The following is a 21,587-nucleotide window of genomic DNA, read 5'->3' on the forward strand; positions in this document are numbered from 1 at the left end:
TTGTGAGCACCACCGTCCATCAGGCTTTCAGCGACACCGCCGCCCGTTACGGCGCCCAGCCCTTTCTGTGCATCCTGCCGGAAACCGCTGACGTCTACGGCATCGACGCTGGCGAACTCAGCTACGCTCGCGCGGCGGATGCCATCGGCACCCTGCGCGCCGCCTATGCCCAAGCGGGCTATGGCCATGGCCATCGCGTGGGGCTGCTGTTGGAGAACCGTCCGTCGTTCTTCCTGCATTGGTTCGCGTTGAACGCGCTGGGCGTATCGGTCGTGCCGATCAACCCCGACCTGCGCGCGGCCGAACTCGAATACCTGACCGGCCACTCCGAGATCGCGTTGGCCGTCGCCCTGCCGCACCGTCATGCCGACCTGATGGCCGCCGCCGCACGCGCGGGCCGCCCGTTGCGCGTGATGGGCCCGGACGACGCGCCGCCCGCCGCCCCCTTTGCCGCGCCGCTGGGCGATACTGCGCCCACCGAACTAACCGAATGCGCGCTGCTGTACACGTCTGGCACGACCGGCCGCCCCAAGGGCTGCATCCTGCCCAACCGCTACTTCCTGCACGCGGGCGGCTGGTATGCGCGCATTGGCGGCCTGGCCGCGCTGCGCCCCGGCCAGGAACGCATGCTGACCCCGCTGCCGCTGGTCCACATGAACGCGATGGCCTATTCGGCCATGGCGATGGTGCTGACCGGCGGCTGCCTGATTCCGCTGGATCGCTTTCATCCCAAAACGTGGTGGAACAGCGTGCGCGACTCCGGCGCCACCGTGCTGCATTACCTGGGCGTCATGCCCGCCATCCTGATGAAGGCCGCGCCATCAGACGACGACTTGCAGCCCGCCATCCGCTTCGGTTTTGGTGCGGGCGTAGACCGCAAGCTGCATGCGCCCTTTGAAGCGCGCTTCGGCTTCCCCTTGCTGGAAGCCTGGGCCATGACCGAAACCGGCGCGGGCGCCGTCATCATCGCCAACCAGGAACCGCGCCACATCGGCACCAGCAGCTTCGGCCGCGAAGAAGATGACGTCGACGTGCGCATCGTCACCGACGCTGGCCAGCCCGCCGCCGTGGGCGAACATGGCGAACTGCTGGTCCGCCATGCGGGCGACGACCCGCGCTACGGCTTCTTTGCCGGCTACCTGAAAGACGAAGCCGCAACCGATGAAGCCTGGCAGGACGGCTGGTTCCACACGGGCGACATCGTCCGCCGCGAAGCCGACGGGGCGCTGCGCTTCGTAGACCGCAAGAAGAACGTGATTCGCCGCAGCGGTGAAAACATTTCCGCCGTGGAAGTGGAAAGCGTGCTGATGCAGCATCCGCTGGTCAAAGCGGTGGCGGTGGCCGCCGTGCCAGACCCGGTGCGCGGCGACGAAGTGCTGGCCTGCGTGGTGCCCGAATCCCTGCCCGCCGACGCCGACGCCATGGCGGACGCCGCACGCGGCATCGTGCAGTGGTGCCTGGAGCAGCTGGCGTACTACAAGGCGCCCGGCTATGTGGCGTTTGTGGACAGCCTGCCGCTCACCACCACCAACAAGATCCAGCGCGGCGAGATGAAGGCGCTTGCGCCCACCCTGCCCGGCACGGCGCGCTGCGTCGACACCAACGCCATGAAAAAGCGCCAGGAACCCGCCCGCCAGGAGTCTGCCCAATGAGCCGCCTGGGCTACGACGGCATTGTGGCGGCGCTGCCCGTCACGATCCCGTATGAACGCTATTCCACCCATGCCGCGCATTGGTGGCTGGGTCGCGCACTGGGTGCGCTGATCCGGCAGTCCGGCGTGGCCAAGACTGATGTCGACGGCCTGTGCGTGTCCAGCTTCACGCTGGCGCCCGACACCGCCGTGGGCCTCGTCCAGCACCTGGGCATGAGCCCGCGCTGGCTGGACCACATCCCCATGGGCGGCGCCAGCGGCGTGGCTGCCCTGCGCCGCGCCGCGCGCGCCGTGCAAGCGGGCGACGCGAACATCGTGGCCTGCATTGCGGGCGACACCAACCACGTGGACTCGTTTCGCAACACGGTCAGCCAGTTCTCGCGCTTTGCGCAAGACGCCGTCTACCCCTATGGCGCGGGCGGGCCGAACGCCAGCTTCGCCCTGCTGACGGCCAACTACATGCGCACCACGGGCGCCACCCGCGAAGACTTCGGCAAGCTGTGCGTGGCCCAGCGCGACAACGCCTTGCGCTATCCGCACGCGCTGATGAAAAAGCCGCTGAGCTTGCAGCAGTACCTGGACGCGCGCGTCATCACCGACCCAATCCACCTGTTCGACTGCGTCATGCCCTGCGCGGGCGCCGACGCTTTTCTGGTGATGCGCGAAGATCAGGCACGCGCGCTGAACCTGCCCTACGCCCGCATCTGCGCCACCATCGAACGTCACAACGCCTGGATCGACGACCCGATCCAGACGCGCGGCGGCTGGACCATGGACGTGGACGAACTCTACGGCCAAGCCAACGCCACGCCCGCCGACATGGACTTCCTGCAAGCCTATGACGACTATCCCGTCATCAACCTGATGCAAATGGAAGACCTGGGCTTCTGCGAAAAAGGCGCTGCGCCGGAATTCATCCGCAAGCACACCTTCACCGTGGACGGCAGCTTTCCCTTCAACACCAATGGCGGCCAATTGTCGGTAGGCCAGGCGGGTGCCGCAGGCGGCTACCTGGGCCTGATCGAGGCCTTGCGCCAACTGACCGGCACCGCGGGCGGCACACAAGTGACTGACGCCCGCATTGGCTTGGTCAGCGGCTTCGGCATGATCAATTACGACCGCGGGCTGTGCACCGCCGCGGCCATTCTGGCAAGGAGCGACGCATGACCGAGCCGCTAGCCAAACCGCCCCGGAAGAATCCGGTGGCGCGCACTCGCCAGCCCACGCTGCCGCCGGGTTCGCGCAGCCGCGCCGCGCTGGGGCTGACCGCCGCCGCCGCCGAAGGCCGCTTTGATCTTCAGACCTGCGCCGACTGCGGCGCGGTGCAATATCCGCCGCGTGAAGTCTGCGGCCATTGCCTGTCCGAGCACCTGCCCTGGAAGCCTGCCGACCCCAACGGCGTACTGCTGGTCAGCACCACCCTGCATCACAGCAACGACCTGTACTTCCGCGAACGCCTGCCGTGGCGCGTAGGCACCGTGCGCATGGACGCCGGCCCGTCGGTGGTGGCCCATGTGCACCAAGACTGCGCCGATGGCGCCCGCGTGCGGCTGACCCTGAAGCTGGACCGCAGCGGCCAGGCCGTGATGATCGCTCTGCCAGAAAGGAATACCCCGAACATGGAAGACGACAAGACCCTGCGCGAAACCTCGTGCGACCCGAAGTTCCGCCGTGCGCTCGTCACCGATGGCAAATCCGCCGTGGGCAATGCCGTCGCGCGCGCCCTGCTGGACGCAGGTTGCCCCACAGTGTTCGTGGGCAACCCGCAAACCTGGAAGCGCGACGCGGCGTTTGACGCGCTGGCCGCCGACCCGCGCGTGCAGACGGTGACGCTGGATGTCACCGATACCGATTCCGTCGAACGCGCGGCGGCTTCCATCGGCGGCAAGGTCGAAATCCTGGTGAACACGGCCGACCTGGAACGCGAAGGCGGCCTGATGGGCCGCAAAGACGTGAACACCGCGCGCGACGCGCTGGACGTCAACGTGCTGGGCCTGATGCGGCTGGCGCAAGGCTTCGGCCCCGCGCTGTGCGGCCGCGCCGCCGACGGCGTGAACAGCGCCGCCGCCTGGGTCAACGTGCTGTCCATCTACGCGCACATGAACCTGCCGTCGCGCGGCATGTGGTCGGCGTCGCAAGCCGCCGCCTTGTCGCTGACGCAATGCCTGCGCGCCGAGATGCGTGGCGCGGGCGTGCGGGTGGTGAACGTGTTCCCCGGGCCGGTCGACCACGAATGGGAACAGCGCACGCCCCCGCCGCGCGTGGCGCCGGCAGCGATTGCCGCCGCCATCGTGCGCGCCTTGAAGGATGGCGTTGAAGACGTCTATGTCGGCGACGTGGCGCAGGAATTCCGTGCGCGGCTGGCCGAAAACCCCAAGGGACTGGAACGGGAACTGGGCGCCTGACGGCTCCGGCCTGACTCCCCGCCGCCGCCCACGCACGACCCCCAACACGAATCAAAAGGAGCAACAGCATGAGCCAGAACATACTTGCCCAATTCATGACGGAACTTGCGTCCGGGCGCATCGGCATCGTGGACCTGACCGAGACGCTGACGCCGGAATTCCCCACCATCGTGCTGCCTCCTGAATTCGGCCAAGCGTGGCCGTTCCGCATCGAGGAAATCTCGCGTTACGACGAGCGCGGCCCGGCTTGGTACTGGAACAACTTCTCGTGCTCGGAACACACCGGCACGCACTTTGACGCGCCCGCGCATTGGGTCACCGGCAAAGACCAGCCCGACAACACCGTCGACACGATTCCCATCGACGCCTTCATCGCCAGCGCCTGCGTCATCGACTGTTCCGCCGAGGCCCGCGACAACCCCGACTTCCTGCTCACCATCGACTTCGTGAAGAAGTGGGAAGAACAGCATGGCCGCATCCCCGCGCGCTCGTGGGTGCTGATGCGCACCGACTGGTCCAAGCGCGCCAAGCCCGCCGAATACCTGAACCTGCAAGACGACGGCGCGCACTCGCCCGGCCCCGACGCCGACGTTGTGCCCTGGCTGATCAAGGAGCGCGATGTGCACGGCTTCGGCACGGAATCCGTGGGCACGGACGCGGGCCAGGCACAGCATCTGGACCCGCCCTACCCCTGCCACTACTACATGCACGGCAACAACCGCTACGGCCTGCAATGCCTGACGAACCTGGATCAGCTGCCGCCGACGGGCGCGGTGATCTTCTCGGCGCCGCTGAAGATCCGCAGCGGTTCGGGCAGCCCCCTGCGCGTGCTGGCGCTGGCGCCCAAGGCCTGACCGGCACATTTGGCGAACTCCAACCAAGGACACGCATGACACATACGAACGTAGCGCTGGTCACCGGCGGCAGCGCCGGCATCGGCGCCGAAATCTGCCGCAGCATGCTGGATGCGGGCTACGAAGTGATTTCGATGGCGCGCCGCGCCGCTGACTTCACCCACCCGCGCCTGCACAACATGCAGGTGGACTTGCTGGACGCTGACGCCACCGCGCAAGCCGGCCAGGAAGCCGCGTCCAAATTTCCCATCAGCCACGTTATCCACAACGCGGGCGTCATCTGGCCAAACCTGTTGCCGCAAGTCACGCAGGAAGAGCTGCACGGGTTGACGCAGATCCACCTGGGTGCGGCGATCAGCCTGGTGCAGGCCGCGTTGCCCGGCATGCAGGAACGCCATTTCGGCCGCATCGTGATGATGTCTTCGCGCGGCGCGCTGGGCCTGCCCACCCGCACTGCGTACTCGGCCACCAAGGCCGGCATGGTCGGCATGGCGCGCACATGGTCGCTGGAGCTTGCGCCCTACGGCATCACGGTCAACGTGGTGGCACCCGGCCCGATCCAGACGGACATGTTCTACGAAGTGATCGAACCCGGCAGCGAACGCGAAAAGCAGCTGGCCAACGGCATCCCGGTCAAGCGCCTGGGCCGCTCGGACGATGTGGCGCGCGCCGTGATGTTCTTTGCGGACCCCGCCAACAGCTTCGTCACCGGCCAGACCTTGTTTGTGTGCGGTGGCGCCAGCGTCAGTTCCATCACCATCTGACCGGGCGCATCCCCCGTCTGTCGTCGGGTTTTAACGGATAGGTAAGCATCAGTACCACGTCTACAGTGCTCATCCTTGAGGGTTAGAGATTTTAAGCAACAAGTAATTCCTGTCGTTCCTGTTTTCTCCGCTTTTCAGCCGCACTCCCACTCTGCTCCCTATCCGGAGGTTTTGCCATGCTGTCGAAGAAACTCCCCCTGGCTGCTGCTGCCGCCATCGCCACCCTGTTCGCCCTGCCCGCGCTGGCCCAAGTCAAAGTGGGCGTCGTCACGTCGTCCACCGGCCCCACCGCGCTGGTGGGCATTCCGCAAAAGAACACGGTGCCGCTGCTGCCCAAGAAGATCGGTGACCTGACCATTGAGTACATCTCGCTGGACGACGCCAGCGATTCGACCAACTCGGTCACCGCCTTCAAGAAACTGATTTCGGAGCAGAACGTGGACGCGCTGATCGGGCCGTCGGGTTCGCCCAACGCCATGGGCGTGATCCAGTTCGCCGCGGAAGCCGGCGTGCCGATGCTGGCGCCCGTGGGCACGGCGGCGGTGGTGCTGCCGATGAACGATCAGAAGAAGTGGGTGTTCAAGACCACGCAGAACGACGACATCATCGCCCGTGCGCTGGTGGACCACATGGCCAAGAACGGCATCAAGACGGTGGGCTTCATCGGCCTGAACGATCCGTATGGCGAGAACTGGTACAAGGTTTTCTCGGGCCTGGCCACCGAGAAAGGCATCAAGGTCACCGCCAACGAGCGCTACCTGCGCTTTGACAGCTCGGTCACGGGCCAGGCCTTGAAGATCCTGGCCGCCAAGCCCGACGCCGTGCTGGTCGCTGCCCCGGGTGCGGCCAGCGTGTTGCCGCAAACCACGCTGTTCGATCAGGGCTACAAGGGCAAGTTCTACCAAACCCACGGCGCGGCCCTGCCCGACTTCCTGAAGCTGGGCGGCAAGAAGGTCGAAGGCACGGTGCTGGCCGCCAGCCTGATGCTGGTGCTGCCGGAAATGCCGGACAGCAACCCGTCCAAGAAAGTCGCCAGCGACTACATCGCCGCGTACGAAAAGTTGAACGGCTCCAAGCCCGCCACCTTCGGCGCCAACGTCTATGACGCCGGCCTGTTGTTGGAAAAGGCGGTACCGATTGCAGAAAAGGCCGGCAAGCCGGGCACCAAGGAATTCCGCAGCGCCTTGCGCGACGCGCTGGAACAGACCAAGGAGCTGGTAGGCACGCAAGGCGTCTACAACATGAGCGCCGCGGACCACAGCGGCTTCGATGACCGCGGCCGCGAGCTCATCACCGTCAAAGACGGCAACTGGACGCTCGTGAAGTAACGGCTTGGACTTTTTCGCATGAATGCTCAGATCGCCTTGATACTTGGGCAGGACGGCATCACCAACGGCGCGATCTATGCGTTGTTGGCGTTGTCGATCCTGCTGGTCTTTACCGTTACCCGCGTGCTGTTCATCCCTCAGGGCGAATTCGTCGCCTTCGGTGCGCTGACCATGGCGGCCATCCAGGCCGGTAAACCCGTGCTGCTGGTCTGGCTGCTGCTGGCGTTCGCGCTGGCCGAAGCCGCCGCCGACCTGATGGCGCGGGCCAAGCGCCCTGGCCGCAACCGCGGCCTGTGGCGCATTGGCGTCAAGGTGATCTATCCGCTGATCCTGGCGGGCCTGCTTTACCAGCTGCCGCTGGCGCAATTGCCAATGGCGGTGCAGGCCTTGCTGACGCTGCTGCTGGTGGTGCCGATGGGGCCGCAGCTGTATCGCTTGTTCTACCAACCCATCGCGTCGGCTTCAACGCTGGTGCTGCTGATTGTGTCCATTGCCGTGCACCTGGCGCTGGTTGGCCTGGGGCTGCTGGCGTTTGGCGCCGAGGGCGCGCGCACCGCGCCGTTTTCCGACGCCAGCCTGACGCTGGGGCCCATCAACGTCAACAGCCAGGCACTGTGGGTGGTGGCGGTGTCGGCGGTGCTGATCGTGGTGCTGTACCAGTTCTTTGAGCGCTCGATGTACGGCAAAGCCCTGCGCGCCGCGGCGTTCAACCGGCTGGGCGCGCGGCTGATGGGCATTTCGCCCATTTTCGCGGGCCGCGCCACCTTCTTCCTGGCCGCGCTGATCGGCACGGTGTCCGGCATTTTGATCGCCCCCATCACCACCATGTATTTCGATTCAGGCTTCATGGTCAGCCTGAAGGGCTTCGTGGGCGCCATCATCGGCGGGCTGGTCAGCTATCCGCTGGCGGCGGGCGGCGCCATTCTGGTGGGCCTGATCGAAGCGTTCTCGTCGTTTTACGCCAGCGCCTACAAAGAAATCATTGTGTTCACGCTGATCATCCCCGTGCTGCTCTGGCGCTCGTTGAAAAGCCATCACGTCGAGGAAGAAGACGAATGACCCCCCGCATCATCCTCTTCGTGTTCCTGGCGCTGCTGGCGCTGGGGCCGCTGGCCTTGCCGCCGTTCTATGTGACCTTGCTGAACTACATCGGCCTGTACGCGCTGGTGGCGCTGGGCCTGGTGCTGCTGACGGGCGTGGGCGGGCTGACCAGCTTTGGGCAGGCTGCGTTCGTGGGCGTGGGCGCCTACACCACCGCGCTGCTGACGACCCGCGCCGACACGCTGCCCAGCTGGCTGGCATGGCTGGGCGCATCGCCCTGGCTGACGCTGCTGGCCGGCCTGGTGCTGACGCTGGTGATCGCGTATTTGCTGGGCGCCATCACGCTCAAGCTGTCGGGCCACTTTCTGCCGCTGGGCACCATTGCATGGGGCTTGTCGCTGTACTTCGCTTTCGGTTCCGTTGAAGGGCTGGGCGGGCACACCGGCATTCCGGACATCCCCGCCATCAGCCTGTTCGGCTGGTCGTTGAACCAGGGCGAACACATCTACTACCTGATCTGGGCGTTCCTGCTCGTGGCGGTATGGTCCACGCAAAACCTGCTGGACTCGCGCGAAGGCCGCGCCATCCGCGCGCTCAAGGGCGGGCGCGTCATGGCGGAATCCATGGGCGTGGACACGGCGCGTTCGCGCATGGTGATCTTCATCATCGCGGCGTTGCAGGCCTGCGCGTCGGGCTGGCTGTATGCGCACATGCAGCGCTTCGTGAACCCCAACCCGTTCGGCTTGCAGATGGGTATCGAATACCTGTTCATGACCGTCATCGGCGGCGCGGGCCAGGTCTGGGGCGCGCTGGTGGGTGCGGGGGTATTCACCGTGCTCAAGCAATGGCTGCAGGACTGGATGCCCAAGCTGCTGGGCCAGACGGGCAACTTTGAAGTCATCGTCTTTGGCTTCGGCATGGTGCTGTTGCTGCACCGCGCCCGCAGCGGCCTGTGGCCAGTGCTGACCCGCTGGGTGCCGGTCAAGAAGGCGGTGCGCCGCGTGGACATGAACGCCGAGCCGCTGCCGCGCAAGCCCATGCCGGCGCGTGGCGAAGTGGTGCTGAAGGCCGTGGACGTGACGCGCAAGTTCGGCGGCCTGGTCGCCAACAACGCGATGAACCTGGAGATACGCGCGGGCGAAATCCTGGCGCTGATCGGCCCGAACGGCGCGGGCAAGAGCACGATGTTCAACCAGATCTCGGGCGTGGATACGCCCACCTCAGGTCAGGTGACGTTGTTGGGCGAATCGGTGGCGGGCGCTGGCGCGCGCAAGATTGCGCGGCTGGGGTTGTCGCGCACATTCCAGCATGTGCGCCTGCTGGGCCGCATGAGCGTGCTGGAAAACGTGGCTATCGGCGCCCACCTGCGCGGGCATCGCGGCGTGCTGCCCGCGGCGTGGCGCATGGACCGGCCCGAAGAAGCGCGCCTGCTGGCCGAAGCCGCGCGCCAGGTCGAGCGCGTGGGCCTGGGCAAGCATCTGCACGACGAAGCAGGCTCGCTGGCGCTGGGCCAACAGCGCATTCTGGAAATTGCGCGCGCGCTGGCTTCCGACCCGTGCATCCTGCTGCTGGACGAACCCGCGGCCGGGCTGCGGTATCAAGAAAAGTGCGAGCTGGCCGAGCTGCTGAAGAAGCTGCGCGCCGAAGGCATGGCCATCCTGCTGGTCGAGCACGATATGGATTTCGTGATGGGCCTGGTGGATCGCGTGGTGGTAATGGACTTTGGGGAAAAGATCGCCGAAGGCTTGCCCGCCGACATCCAGAACAACCCCGCGGTGCTTGAAGCGTATCTGGGCGGAGTGGACGAATGAGCACGAACCTGCTGGAAGTGCGCGGCCTGCGCGTGGCCTACGACAAGGTGGAAGCCGTGTCGGGCGTGAGCCTGACGGTGGGCGAAGGCCAGATCGTGACCGTGATCGGCCCGAACGGCGCGGGCAAGACCACCTTGCTGTCCGCCATCATGGGCGTGCTGCCGTCAACGGGCCACATCACGTTCGGCGGCAAGGCGCAAGAACATGCCGAGATCGAAGAGATGGTGGCGGCCGGCATGAATCTGGTGCCGGAGAAACGCGAACTCTTTGCCGAGATGACGGTGCAAGACAACCTGATGCTGGGCGCGTTCCACCGCTTCCGTTGCGGCGTGCGCGATCAGGACAAGACGCTGGCAGAGGTCTATGAGCTGTTCCCGCGCTTGAAGGAACGCCATGCCCAGTTGGCCGGCACCCTGTCGGGCGGTGAACGCCAGATGCTGGCCGTGGGCCGCGCGCTGATGGCCAAGCCCCGGCTGCTGATGCTGGATGAGCCCAGCCTGGGCCTCGCGCCGCGCATCGTGCGCGAGGTGTTTCGCATCGTGGCGCGGTTGCGCGAGATGGGCGTGTCCATTTTGCTGATCGAACAAAACGCCCGCGCCGCACTGCAAGTGGCCGACTACGCCTATGTGCTGGAGACGGGCGCCGTCACGCTGGAAGGCCCGGCGGCGGAAGTCGCCGTGGACCCGCGCGTGGTCGAGGTGTACCTGGGCCTAGGCCACGGCGCGGCCCAAGGCGGATCAGGCAGCGCCGCCAGCCACGGCGGCTCAGGCCACCCCGCGCCGCCGGTCGCGGCGGTATAGCGCATAGCCGACGGGCCACATCGCCGCCACCATGAAGGTCGCGACGGGGTTCGTCAGCTTGTAGGCCTGCACGGCGGTCGGGACGCCGGAGTGCTTCAGGTGCAGGCGGAAGCGCGTATAGCGCGCCGCCGCCATGATGAATTCGCGCGGCCGGAAGCGGAAGAATTCCAGGTGATGTTGCAGCATGTCCCACGCCAGCAGGTACAGGCCCTGCGCGTTGTTGGACACGGACACGGCGCCTTGGCTCAGGCCGCCCGGCGTGTCGTGGTAGGTGCGCACGACGCGGTTGATGAAACGGCTGAGATAGCCCGCGCGAGCAATCGCCCACCACACCAGGCTTTCCGGCACGAAGCCCGCCACGTCTTCGGGAAAGGGATATTTCCTGAGGATGTCGGTGCGCATGCAGCCGAATTTTTCGCCCTTGATGCGATAACGGAAGTACACGTCCACGGCGGTGCTGTCGAAGACGTCTTGCGGATAGCGGTCGCCCACGATGCTGCCGTCAGGGCGCGCACACAAGCCCGTGATCGCCACATAGGAATCGCGGCGCGCAGGCGGGATGGCGTCCCAGGCGTCCTTGAAGGTGGCCAGCGCATCGGGCGGCATTTCGTCGTCGCTGTCCAGACCCACAATCATCTGGCCTTGCGCTTCACGCACGCCACGGTTGAAGGCGGTTTTCTTGTGCTGATTGTTCTGCCAGATATAGCGGATGGGAAAATCGGCGCGCGTCTGCCAATCCAGGATGGATTCGTGTGTGTTGTCGGTGGAACCGTCGTCCACCACCACCCATTCGAAATCCCTGAATGTCTGCCGGGAGAGCGATTCATACACCCGGTGCAGCGTGCCTGCCCGGTTGTAGGTGGGCGTCAGAACGGTGAAAAACGTTGGTGTATCGGTCATGCCTGCTATGCCCCTTTGCGATCTCCGTGACACCGCTGCGGTCTTGGTCTATCTGTTTTCGCCTGAAGTGTAGGGGATATGCCCCCACTAACCGATGCCATCCCATTCGAATTTGCAATCAAATCTGACAACGCGTGCATTAATCAGGCGAAATTGCGCGGGTTTGTGCATTGGGCCGCAAGCGGGACTGGCGTAAACTCGTGCGGCCCAAACCGGAATGCCTATGGAAGCTTCAACTGTCCAGCTCAATGACATCGCCTTGTTCGTCGAGGTTGCCAAGCGCAAGAGCTTCAGCATGGCGGCCCGCGCGCTGGACATGCCCACGTCCACGCTGTCTCGCCGCATCAATGAACTGGAACGCGCCATCGGCCTGCGGCTCATCAACCGCAACACGCGCCGGCTGGACCTGACCGAAGCGGGCGCGGCGTACATGCGCCGCTGCCAGGGGCTGATCGACGAAGCGCGTCTGGCGCATGAACAATTGCTGTCGCTGTCCGGCGGCCCGTCCGGTAATTTGCGGGTGTCGATGCCCTATAGCCTGGCGATCTGGCTGCTGCCGGAAACCATCAACGACTTCACCGACCGTTATCCCGACGTCGAATGCGAATTCGACCTGAGCATGATGACGGCGTCCGACGCGCAAGGCACGCCGTTCGACGTAGTGCTGCGCTTTGGCCGCAATTCAGACTTTTCGCTGGCCACGCTGGATGCCGGCAATGGCAATGGCGGCGGCGCCACGCGGCCCGATGGCGCGGTGGTGCAGGAACTGGTGTCGCTGGACAACTATCTGTATGCGTCCGACCGCTATCTGGAACGCCACGGCGAACCGAAGACGCCCGCCGATCTGAGCCAGCATCAATGCCTGCGCACCACCATCGACGACGCGCATTCGCACTGGACGCTGCACAACGGGTCGGTCAATGAAGTGGTGCCGGTCAGCGGCCATCTTGCCGCCAACAATATGAGCATTGCGGGCACGCTGGCCGGGCTGGATCTGGCCATTACGCGGATGCCCCATTGCCAGGCGCTGGACCCGATCATCAAGCGCAATTCACTGCGGCGCGTATTGCCGGGCTGGTCAGTGGACCCGATCTCGATCTACGTGATCTACCCGTCAAGCATCCAGCCGGCGAAGACGCGGGCGTTCATGGATTTCATCAAGCCGAAGCTGGGTCCGGCGGTCTGATAGGTTGACGGGTATCGCGCTTCGCCCATCTTCAGTGCACCCCAAAAAAAATCCCCGCACAGCTTGCGCCATGCGGGGATTTTTCAGATCAGGGCGTTGATTAGACGCGCTTGATCTTTTCCAGCATCTTGAAAACACCCTTGGGCGACTTGACGAACAAGCGCTTGAAGGCCTTGCCCAGGCAACGGCGTTCCAGGGTGTTACGACGCACGCGTTTGCGTTCAGCCATGTTGATTCTCCTGTTGAATTTGCGGAAAAAATATCCCGCACAACCGGTAGTCGGGCTGGCGGAAAAATTGGGTAACTTGGCATTTTAGCCTGAAATTCACAGGCGGCGCCAATGATGGGAAATCAGGGCGGCGAATCGGCAGGGAATAATCCGTCCCTAAATTTTTCCACGCCCTGCCCGCCATCACTCCGCCATCACTCCGCCAGCGACTTCAGCCGTGCCAAAACCTGTTCGGTGCGCGGCAACGGGTCCACCGCGCCATAGCCCAAGGTGGACAACGCCGCCGCCGCATTCGCGTAGCGCACCGCGTCTTCCCAGGAATCGCCCTGACAGCGCCGGGCCAGCAGGCTGCCGGCGAAACAATCGCCCGCTCCCGTGGCGTCTACCGCGTCCACGCGCAACGCGGCGACCGGCGTGCGCGTTTTGCCGTCGTCAATGATGGAACCGTCCTTGCCCAGCTTCAGCACCACCACGCCTGCCGCGCCACCATCGCGAATCCAGTCCAGCGTGCGTTCGGGGTCGTCGTTGCCGGTCAGGTGCTGCATGTCGTCCATGCTGGGCAGGAACAGGTCCGCCTCGCGCATGGTTTCGCGCAAGATGGCGCGCGCCCGGTCAACCGGCCACAGGCGCAAGCGCAGGTTCGAATCCAGGCTGACCTGGGCGCCAGCCGCATGCGCACGTTCGATGGCGGCAAACACCGTATCGCAGGCGCTGGTGCTGATCGCCATGCTGATGCCGGACACGTGCAGGAACTGGCTGCGTTCGATCAGCCCGCTATCCAGCAAGGCCGGCGTCATCAGGCTGGCGGCGGAACCGCGGCGCAGGTAGCTGAACGCATGGCCGTCGGGGCCGTGCTGCACAAAGTACAAGCCAGTGTGGGCATCGTCATCGCGCTGCACGCCGCTGGTGTCGACCCCTTCCGAGGCCCACAAGTCCAGGAACTGGGCGCCAAAGGCGTCACTGCCCACGCGCGTCAGGTAGGCGCAGCGGGCGCCCTGCCGGGCCGCGGCGATGACGGCGTTGGACGTGTCGCCGCCAAAGCCTTGCAGATATTGCAGCTGGCCCTTGTGCGTCTGGTTCATTTCAACCAGCGGTTCGCCCAGCGCGACGATATCGAAGTCAGCCATGGGCGGCCTCGCGGGTACGGGTGATCTGGGCCACCAGCGCGGCGGTGTCGCGCGCGGCGAAGGCGGCCTTGTCGTAGAGGTTGCTGCCGATGCCCACCAGCCCGGCGCCTGCGGCAAAGTACGACGCCATGTTGTCTTGCGTAATGCCGCCCGTGGGGCAGAAGATCGTGTCGGGGTAAACCGATTTCAGCGCGGCAAGATGCTTGGGGCCGCCGGTGTCGGCGGGGAACACCTTCACTACGTCCACGCCCGCGCGGCGCGCGGCCAGCACTTCGGTGGGGGTGAACGCGCCCAGCAGGCATAGCGCGTCGGCGGCGTGCGCCATGTCCACGATATCGGTAGCCAAGGCGGGCGACACCAGGAAATCTGCGCCCGCCACCAGGGCCTCGCGCGCCTGGGTTTCATCCAGCACGGTGCCCACGCCCAGCAGCAGGCTGGCGCCGTGCTTGTCGCGCAGCGCGCGCACCAGGTCCGTCACGCCCGGAATCGTCCAGGTCAGTTCCAGGGTGGTGCAGCCGGCCGCCACGGCCACTTCGGCGGCATAGGCGGCGGTGGCCGCGTCCGTATAGCGCAGCACGGGCACGACCCGGGCGGCCAGCAGGGCGGAAAGCTTTGAGGCGATAGGAGCGGAAGCGGTCATGGAATTCCTCTGTGGCGAACGGTCAGACGCCGCCGGACGATGCCGGCAGGACGGCAAGTTTGGCTGCGGCGGCGTCGCGCAGCCGCAGCAAGGGATCGATATAAGCGGCTTGCGGGTCGTCTTGCCGCCGGAACAGCAAGGTGCTGACGCTGACGCCCGCCACCGGCCGGCCAGCCGCGTCGCACAGCGCCACGCCGTAGCAGACGATGCCGGCTTCATTTTCCTCGTTGTCCATGGCATAGCCGAGGCGGCGCGCCTCGTCCAGCACGGTGCGCAGCGCAAGCAGGCTGGTGACGGTGCCGGGCATGCGGGCCGGCAGCGGCAAATCGCGCAGCAGGCGTTCGCGGGCGGCGTCGTCCAGCGCCGCCAAATAGGCCTTGCCGACCGCGCTGGAATGCAGCGTCACCGATGACCCCACGCGCGACACCATGCGCACCGGGCCGGGGCTTTCCAGCTTGTCGATATAGATCATTTCGTGGCCGGCCGGCACCGCCAGATGCACGGTTTCGCCGGTGGCGTCGCGCAGCGCCTGCAAGTCGGGCGCCAGAGCCGCACGCAGGTCAAATTGCGACCAGGCGCGGCTGGCCAGCGACATCAGGCGCGTGCCCAGGCGGTACACGCCGCCCGATTCCGCCACCATGCCCTGCTCGGCCAGCGCCGCCACGATGCGATAGACCGTTGGGCGGGGATAGCCGCAGGTGCGCGCCAGCAGCGCGGCCGTGGGCGGTTCGGGCGCATCGGCCACCGCCTGCAACACGGTCATGAATTTAGCGAACGCCGCAGCGCCCGCGACCTTGGTTTCCAACAAGAACGTCCCCAAATGATGACAATCTGCCATCAACAATGCCCGCAGCGATTTCGTAAGGCAATCAGCACGAATGTCAGACGAATCTGCGATACTGTTTATTTGTACAGCTGCACGGCCTATATTTGTCCATATTATGGACAAGCGCCTCACAATATAGGCAATTATTCCATATCGCCGCGCTTGGAACCAGCGAAGGGTTATCGCTCGGGCAGGCGCCTACCTCAGGCTACGATACCGTCCATGAGCTCCCAAATCCGCATCGTTGGCGCACGCCAGAACAACCTCAAAAACCTGGACCTGACTCTCGCCACCGGCGAATTGGTCGTTGTGACCGGCGTGTCGGGGTCCGGCAAAAGTTCACTGGCGTTTGACACGCTGTATGCCGAAGGCCAGCGGCGCTACGTGGAAACCTTCTCGCCCTATGCGCGCCAGTTCCTGGACCGCATGGACAAGCCGCAGGTGGACCGCATCGAAGGCATTTTGCCGGCCATCGCCATCGACCAGACCAACCCCGTGCGCAGCTCGCGCAGCACGGTTGGCACGATGACCGAACTGAACGACCACCTGAAGCTGCTGTTCGCGCGGGGCGCCCGGCTGTACTGCCGTGGCTGCGGCAAGGTGGTGCGCCGTGACACGCCTGATTCCATCTACCACTCGCTGGCCGAACGCGCCGCTGTCGCGGGCGACCCGCGCCTGGTCGTGACCTTTCCCATCGCCGTGCCCGCCAACTTCACCGAAGACGAAGTGCGCGGCTTTCTTGAGCAGCAGGGTTATACACGCGTGCACGCCGAGGAAACGGCCGTGCCGCGCGCGACCGTTGCCAAAAGCGCAAAAGCCGCCAAAGCCGCCAAGGGCGCCAAGAAGGGCAAGGCCGCCAAGGACGCGGGCGAAGAACGCCGCATCCTGCACGTCATTCAAGACCGCTTCCGCTTTGCCGGCACCGAGCGTGAACGCGTCATGGAAGCGCTGGACACCGCGCTGCGCATGGGCGCCGGGCATCTGGCCGTGTACGCCGTGAACGCCGAAGGCGAAAACGCAGACATCTGGAAGTACAGCGACCGCCTGCACTGCGCCGACTGCAACATCGAATACACCGACCCGCTGCCCAGCAGCTTCTCGTTCAATTCGCCGCTGGGCGCCTGCGAGGCCTGCCGCGGTTTCGGCCGCGTGATCGGCATCGACTTCGGCCTGGTCATCCCCGACGAAAACAAAACCCTGCTGGAAGGCGCGATCAAGCCGTGGACCACGCCGTCTTATAAAGAATGCCAGGACGAGCTGCAAAAATACGCGCCGCGCGCGGGCGTGCCGCTGGGCGTGCCATGGAAAAGCCTGTCTGAAGAACACAAGCGCTGGGTGCTGTACGGCACGCCCGACTGGAAGGGCGGCAACGACGCCTGGAAGCACCAGTGGTACGGCGTGCAGCGCTTTTTCGACTGGCTGGAAACCAAGGCCTACAAGATGCACGTGCGCGTGCTGCTGTCGAAATACCGCAGCTACACGCCCTGCCCCACCTGCAACGGCGCGCGCCTGAAACCCGATGCGCTGCTGTGGCGCCTGGGCACGAAAGAAGAAGCCGACACCGTGCTGCCGCCGGAAGACGGCCGCTACCAGCGCTTCATGCCGGTCGGCGCCAACTGGACGCGCGATCAGCTGAACAACATCGGCGGCCTGTCCATCCATGACGTGATGCTGCTGCCCATCGAACGCGTGCGCCGTTTCTTCGATGAGCTGTCGTTCTCGGGTGCACTGGACGCGGCCACCGATCTGCTGATGACGGAAGTCCGCGCGCGTCTGAAATTCCTGTGCGACGTGGGCCTGGGCTACCTGACGCTTGACCGCCAGAGCCGCACGCTGTCGGGCGGTGAAGTGCAGCGCATCAACCTGACCACCGCGCTGGGCACGTCGCTGGTGAACACGCTGTTCGTGCTGGACGAGCCGTCCATCGGCCTGCACCCGCGCGACATGCACCGCGTGGTGGAAGTCATGCACCGGCTGCGCAACGCCGGCAACACGCTGGTGGTGGTGGAGCACGATCCGCAAGTGATGGTGGCTGCCGACCGCATTATCGACATCGGCCCCGGCCCGGGCGAACGCGGCGGCTACATCGTCTTTGACGGCACGCCCAAGCAACTGCGCGCGGCCGACACATTGACTGGCAATTACCTGGGCGGCCGCCAGCGCGTGGAAGCGCCGCGCCCCATGCCGGTGGCGGCGAACACGCCGCGCCTGCTGCTGGAAGGCGTCAACGCGCACAACCTCAAGAACGTATCGGTTGAGCTGCCGCTGGGCCGTCTCGTCTGCGTGACCGGCGTGTCTGGCTCGGGCAAGTCCACCCTGGTTCAAGACGTGCTGTACCCCGCCCTGCTCAAGCAAAAGGGCAAGCCGTCGGAATCGCCCGGCGCGTTTGACCGCCTGCTGGGCGCCGAGCAGATTGCCGACGTGGTCATGGTGGACCAGACCCCGATCGGCAAGACGGCGCGCTCCAACCCCGCCAGCTACGTGGGCGCCTTTGACGCCATCCGCAAGCTATTCGCCCAGGCCCCGCTTGCGCGCGAACGCGCCTACACAGCCGGCACGTTCAGCTTCAACGGCGGCGACGGCCGCTGCCCGACTTGCGGCGGCACCGGGTTTGAACACGTCGAAATGCAGTTCTTGTCCGACGTCTACCTGCGCTGCCCGGATTGCGACGGCAAGCGTTTCCGCCCCGAAGTGCTGGAAGTGCGCGTCGAACACCTGGGCAAGAGCGCGTCCATCGACGAAGTGCTGGCCATGACGGTCAGCGAAGCGCTGGACTTCTTCAAGGGCCTGCGCGACGTCCAGACCGGCCTGGCGCCGCTGGCCGACGTGGGCCTGGAATACGTGCGGCTGGGCCAGCCCGTGCCCACGTTGTCGGGGGGCGAGGCGCAGCGCCTGAAGCTGGCCGGCCACTTGGCCGAAGCCGCCCGCAGCGGCATTTCCACGGCCAAGGTCGCCAAGAAGGGCAGCCTGTTCCTGTTCGACGAGCCCACTACCGGTCTGCACTTTGACGACGTCGCGCGGCTGATGCGCGCCTTCCGCAAGCTGCTGGCCGCGGGCCACACGCTGCTGGTCATTGAACACAACCTGGACGTGATCCGCGCAGCCGACTGGCTGATCGACCTGGGCCCCGAAGGCGGCGACGCCGGCGGCCTGGTGCTGGGCGTAGGCACGCCGCAAGACCTGATGGACAACCCCAAGTCCCACACCGGCGCCGCGCTGCGCGACTACGGGGTCAGCATCCTGCCGGCCGACGTGGTGGTGACCAGCGACGCCGATGCGCAGGAAGCCGAGCAAGCCGGCCTGACCGCCCGCATCGCCGAACCCGTCGCAACCTACAACGACGCCGCCATTGGGGCGGGCGACGGCACGCCGCTGCAATCCGTGATGCGCGCGCGCCGCCAAGGCAACATGGCGATCGAAATCCGCAACGCGCGCGAACACAACCTGAAGAACATCAGCGTCGAAATCCCGCACGACAAATTCACCGTGATCACCGGCGTGTCCGGCTCAGGCAAGTCGACGCTGGCTTTCGACATTCTGTTCAACGAAGGCCAGCGGCGTTATCTGGAATCGTTGAACGCCTACGCCCGCGCCATCGTGCAGCCGGCCGGCAAGCCGGATGTGGACGCCATCTTCGGCATCCCGCCCACCGTCGCCATCGAACAGCGCACCAGCCGCGGGGGCCGCAAGTCCACCGTGGCCACCATGACGGAAATCCACCATTTCCTGCGCCTGCTCTATGTGAAGTTGGGCACGCAGTACTGCCCGGATTGCAACGTGGCCGTCGAACCGCAGAACACGGACCAGATCGTGGCCCGCCTGCTGCGCGACCACAAGGGTGAGCATATCGGCCTGTTGGCCCCGCTGGTCACCGCGCGCAAGGGCTATTACACGGACCTGGCCAAGTGGGCCGGTTCCAAGGGCCATTCGCACCTGCGCGTGGACGGCGAGTTCATCCCCGTGGCCCCGTGGCCGCGCCTGGACCGCTACAAGGAACACACCATCGAACTGCCCGTGGCGGACGTGGTGGTGGACCCCGCCAACGAAGCCGACCTGCGCGCGGCCGTCAAGAGCGCGCTGGAAAATGGCCAGGGCGTGATGTCGGTGGTGTGGCCGGTGAACAAGCTGCATGAAGCGCTGAACAGCGAATTGCAGCAACAGCATTTCTCGGTCAAGCGCGCGTGCCCGTCTTGCGGCACCAGCTTCCCCGAACCCGACCCGCGCTTGTTCTCGTACAACTCCAAGCACGGCTGGTGCACGGGCTGCTACGGCACGGGCCTGCAATTGCAGGGCTTTGACGAAGAACAGACTGGCGAAGAAACCGCCTGGAACGCGTGGTACGAAGGCGAGGCCAAGGCCTGCACGCAATGCGACGGGCAGCGCCTGAACCGCGTCGCGCGCGCCGTGCGCTGGCGCGATAAGTCCATCGCTGAACTGGCGTCGTTGCCCGTGTCTGACGCGCACACCTTCTTCACCGGACTGGTTGCGCGCGGCCGCGAAGGCGAGATCGCCCGCGACATCCTGACGGAAATCCGCGGCCGCCTGAACTTCATGCAGGAAGTGGGCCTGAACTATCTGGCGCTGGACCGCGCCGCGCCGACGTTGTCGGGCGGCGAAGCGCAGCGCATCCGCCTGGCCGCGCAGCTGGGTTCCAACCTGCAGGGCGTTTGCTACGTGCTGGACGAGCCCACCATCGGCCTGCACCCGCGCGACAACCGCATCCTGCTGGACGCGCTGGCGCGGCTGGAAGGCAACGGCAACACGCTGGTGGTGGTGGAACATGACGACGACACCATCCGCCGCGCGTCGCACGTCATCGACATCGGACCGGGCGCGGGCATCCGCGGCGGCCGTGTCGTGGCGCAAGGCACCGTGGAAGACGTGATGAATGCGCCGGAGTCCATCACCGGCCGCTACCTGAAGACGCCGCTTGCGCATCCGCTGCAAGGCCGCCGTCCGGTTGAAGCCGACACGCCCATGATCGAAATTCGCGGCGCGCGCCTGCACAACCTGCGCAGCGTGGACGCCAAGATTCCGGTGGGCCGCCTCAGTGTGGTGACTGGCGTGTCCGGTTCCGGCAAGTCCACGTTGGCCCGTGAAGTACTGCTGGACAACCTGACGCAAGCCGTCTCGCAAGGCAAGTCACCCGGCTGGGCCGGCTGCGAAAGCATCAAGGGTTGGGAAGCCATCGACCGCGTGCTGGAAGTGGACCAGACCCCCATCGGCAAGACGCCGCGCTCGTGCCCGGCCACCTACGTGGGCTTCTGGGACGACGTGCGCAAGCAGTTCGCCGACACCCGCGAAGCCCGCATGCGCGGCTGGACGGCGGCGCGCTTCTCGTTCAACACCGGCGACGGCCGCTGCCCCATCTGCGAAGGCCAGGGCATGCGCACCATCGAAATGAACTTCCTGCCCGACGTGAAAGTGCCGTGCGACGCGTGCAATGGCGCACGCTTCAACAGCGACACGCTCAGCGTGCAGATGCGCGGCAAGAACGCCGGCGAGCTCCTGTCCATGGAAGTGGACGACGCCATCGGCTACTTCGCGGCGCACCCGAAAATCCATCGTCCGCTGCAACTGATGCAAGACGTGGGCCTGGGGTACCTGACGCTGGGCCAGCCGTCGCCCACGCTGTCGGGCGGCGAGGCGCAGCGCATCAAGCTGGTCACCGAGCTGTCCAAGGCGCGCCTGACCGATGGCCTGATCAAGACCGGCCGCGCCTCGCGCATTCCGCACACGCTGTACGTGCTGGACGAACCGACGGTGGGCTTGTCGATGGCCGACGTCGAAAAATTGATCCATGTGCTGCATCGTCTGGTGGAAGCCGGCAACACGGTGGTGGTGATCGAGCATAATCTGGACGTCATCGCCGAAGCCGACTGGCTGCTGGATCTGGGCCCCGAAGGCGGCACGGGCGGCGGCAAGCTGGTTGCCGAAGGCTCGCCGGAACATGTGATGACCCTGGCTGACCGCTCCCACACGGGGCGCGTCCTGACGGAATTCCTGGCACATCAACCGCAGTAGC

General features: G+C 65.7%; 16 protein-coding genes. 11 read left to right on the top strand and 5 right to left on the bottom strand.

Going from position 1 to position 21,587, the window contains the following annotated elements; all coding sequences use genetic code 11:
* Positions 1-2 precede the first annotated feature (2 nt).
* The 9 genes from AC1DSJ_RS15435 (at position 3) to AC1DSJ_RS15475 (ending at position 10,654) form a co-directional block, all read left to right on the top strand.
* A complete protein-coding gene (locus AC1DSJ_RS15435) occupies positions 3-1,652 on the top strand; it encodes an AMP-binding protein (protein WP_346552197.1) in 1,650 nt (549 codons plus the stop codon).
* Positions 1,649-2,818 carry a thiolase family protein gene (locus tag AC1DSJ_RS15440; RefSeq protein ID WP_441370545.1) on the top strand — a complete coding sequence of 390 codons (1,170 nt, stop codon included), beginning with the start codon at positions 1,649-1,651 and terminating at the stop codon, positions 2,816-2,818. Before AC1DSJ_RS15435 ends, AC1DSJ_RS15440 begins: the two co-directional genes overlap by 4 nt.
* Positions 2,815-4,056, top strand: coding sequence for an SDR family NAD(P)-dependent oxidoreductase (locus AC1DSJ_RS15445; protein ID WP_441370544.1), 1,242 nt, complete (start codon positions 2,815-2,817; stop codon positions 4,054-4,056). The genes AC1DSJ_RS15440 and AC1DSJ_RS15445 overlap by 4 nt, the downstream gene beginning before the upstream one ends.
* A 68-nt stretch (positions 4,057-4,124) precedes the next feature.
* Positions 4,125-4,910, top strand: a complete 786-nt coding sequence (locus AC1DSJ_RS15450) for a cyclase family protein (RefSeq protein ID WP_054428082.1) — start codon at positions 4,125-4,127, stop codon at positions 4,908-4,910.
* A 35-nt stretch (positions 4,911-4,945) separates the two neighbouring features.
* Positions 4,946-5,674: an SDR family NAD(P)-dependent oxidoreductase gene (locus AC1DSJ_RS15455; protein ID WP_054428083.1), complete on the top strand. Its 729-nt coding sequence runs from the start codon at positions 4,946-4,948 to the stop codon at positions 5,672-5,674.
* A 176-nt stretch (positions 5,675-5,850) separates the two neighbouring features.
* Positions 5,851-7,002, top strand: coding sequence for an ABC transporter substrate-binding protein (locus AC1DSJ_RS15460; RefSeq protein WP_054428084.1), 1,152 nt, complete (start codon positions 5,851-5,853; stop codon positions 7,000-7,002).
* 18 nt (positions 7,003-7,020) lie between these two features.
* Complete coding sequence (locus AC1DSJ_RS15465; protein ID WP_175170791.1) at positions 7,021-8,061, top strand: branched-chain amino acid ABC transporter permease; 1,041 nt, start codon at positions 7,021-7,023, stop codon at positions 8,059-8,061.
* The gene (locus AC1DSJ_RS15470) at positions 8,058-9,854 is read left to right on the top strand and encodes a branched-chain amino acid ABC transporter ATP-binding protein/permease (RefSeq protein WP_346552202.1); all 1,797 of its coding nucleotides are present in this window, start codon (positions 8,058-8,060) and stop codon (positions 9,852-9,854) included. The genes AC1DSJ_RS15465 and AC1DSJ_RS15470 overlap by 4 nt, the downstream gene beginning before the upstream one ends.
* The gene (locus AC1DSJ_RS15475; protein WP_441370543.1) at positions 9,851-10,654 is read left to right on the top strand and encodes an ABC transporter ATP-binding protein; all 804 of its coding nucleotides are present in this window, start codon (positions 9,851-9,853) and stop codon (positions 10,652-10,654) included. The genes AC1DSJ_RS15470 and AC1DSJ_RS15475 overlap by 4 nt, the downstream gene beginning before the upstream one ends.
* Here AC1DSJ_RS15475 and AC1DSJ_RS15480 read toward each other — a convergent pair.
* Complete coding sequence (locus AC1DSJ_RS15480; RefSeq protein WP_054428087.1) at positions 10,619-11,554, bottom strand: glycosyltransferase family 2 protein; 936 nt, start codon at positions 11,552-11,554, stop codon at positions 10,619-10,621. The genes AC1DSJ_RS15475 and AC1DSJ_RS15480 overlap by 36 nt on opposite strands.
* Positions 11,555-11,777: 223 nt before the next feature.
* Here AC1DSJ_RS15480 and AC1DSJ_RS15485 point away from each other — a divergent pair, with 223 nt between their 5' ends.
* Positions 11,778-12,740: a LysR family transcriptional regulator gene (locus AC1DSJ_RS15485; protein ID WP_441370542.1), complete on the top strand. Its 963-nt coding sequence runs from the start codon at positions 11,778-11,780 to the stop codon at positions 12,738-12,740.
* Positions 12,741-12,840: 100 nt separating this feature from the next.
* Here AC1DSJ_RS15485 and AC1DSJ_RS15490 read toward each other — a convergent pair whose 3' ends face one another.
* The 4 genes from AC1DSJ_RS15490 to AC1DSJ_RS15505 all read right to left on the bottom strand — a co-directional run bounded on the left by AC1DSJ_RS15490 (position 12,841) and on the right by AC1DSJ_RS15505 (position 15,544).
* Positions 12,841-12,969 (bottom strand): hypothetical protein, encoded by a 129-nt coding sequence (locus AC1DSJ_RS15490; RefSeq protein WP_006226408.1) that lies wholly within the window; start codon positions 12,967-12,969, stop codon positions 12,841-12,843.
* Positions 12,970-13,163: 194 nt separating this feature from the next.
* Complete coding sequence (locus AC1DSJ_RS15495; protein ID WP_441370541.1) at positions 13,164-14,096, bottom strand: sugar kinase; 933 nt, start codon at positions 14,094-14,096, stop codon at positions 13,164-13,166.
* Complete coding sequence (locus AC1DSJ_RS15500; protein WP_054428090.1) at positions 14,089-14,736, bottom strand: bifunctional 4-hydroxy-2-oxoglutarate aldolase/2-dehydro-3-deoxy-phosphogluconate aldolase; 648 nt, start codon at positions 14,734-14,736, stop codon at positions 14,089-14,091. Before AC1DSJ_RS15500 ends, AC1DSJ_RS15495 begins: the two co-directional genes overlap by 8 nt.
* 22 nt (positions 14,737-14,758) lie before the next feature.
* The gene (locus AC1DSJ_RS15505; protein ID WP_441370540.1) at positions 14,759-15,544 is read right to left on the bottom strand and encodes an IclR family transcriptional regulator; all 786 of its coding nucleotides are present in this window, start codon (positions 15,542-15,544) and stop codon (positions 14,759-14,761) included.
* A gap of 240 nt (positions 15,545-15,784) precedes the next feature.
* Between AC1DSJ_RS15505 and uvrA the strand changes: the two genes are divergently transcribed.
* Positions 15,785-21,586, top strand: coding sequence for an excinuclease ABC subunit UvrA (uvrA, locus tag AC1DSJ_RS15510; protein WP_441370539.1), 5,802 nt, complete (start codon positions 15,785-15,787; stop codon positions 21,584-21,586).
* Position 21,587 lies beyond the last annotated feature (1 nt).

This window comes from Achromobacter sp. 01N37 (assembly GCF_056399725.1).

Coding starts and splice junctions, on each gene's coding strand:
- AC1DSJ_RS15475 (WP_441370543.1), top strand. CDS start 9,851: ATGAGCACGAACCTGCTGGAAGTGCGCGGCCTGCGCGTGGCCTACGAC.
- AC1DSJ_RS15490 (WP_006226408.1), bottom strand. CDS start 12,969: ATGGCTGAACGCAAACGCGTGCGTCGTAACACCCTGGAACGCCGTTGC.
- AC1DSJ_RS15465 (WP_175170791.1), top strand. CDS start 7,021: ATGAATGCTCAGATCGCCTTGATACTTGGGCAGGACGGCATCACCAAC.
- AC1DSJ_RS15460 (WP_054428084.1), top strand. CDS start 5,851: ATGCTGTCGAAGAAACTCCCCCTGGCTGCTGCTGCCGCCATCGCCACC.
- AC1DSJ_RS15455 (WP_054428083.1), top strand. CDS start 4,946: ATGACACATACGAACGTAGCGCTGGTCACCGGCGGCAGCGCCGGCATC.
- uvrA (WP_441370539.1), top strand. CDS start 15,785: ATGAGCTCCCAAATCCGCATCGTTGGCGCACGCCAGAACAACCTCAAA.
- AC1DSJ_RS15495 (WP_441370541.1), bottom strand. CDS start 14,096: ATGGCTGACTTCGATATCGTCGCGCTGGGCGAACCGCTGGTTGAAATG.
- AC1DSJ_RS15440 (WP_441370545.1), top strand. CDS start 1,649: ATGAGCCGCCTGGGCTACGACGGCATTGTGGCGGCGCTGCCCGTCACG.
- AC1DSJ_RS15450 (WP_054428082.1), top strand. CDS start 4,125: ATGAGCCAGAACATACTTGCCCAATTCATGACGGAACTTGCGTCCGGG.
- AC1DSJ_RS15445 (WP_441370544.1), top strand. CDS start 2,815: ATGACCGAGCCGCTAGCCAAACCGCCCCGGAAGAATCCGGTGGCGCGC.
- AC1DSJ_RS15480 (WP_054428087.1), bottom strand. CDS start 11,554: ATGACCGATACACCAACGTTTTTCACCGTTCTGACGCCCACCTACAAC.
- AC1DSJ_RS15470 (WP_346552202.1), top strand. CDS start 8,058: ATGACCCCCCGCATCATCCTCTTCGTGTTCCTGGCGCTGCTGGCGCTG.
- AC1DSJ_RS15485 (WP_441370542.1), top strand. CDS start 11,778: ATGGAAGCTTCAACTGTCCAGCTCAATGACATCGCCTTGTTCGTCGAG.
- AC1DSJ_RS15500 (WP_054428090.1), bottom strand. CDS start 14,736: ATGACCGCTTCCGCTCCTATCGCCTCAAAGCTTTCCGCCCTGCTGGCC.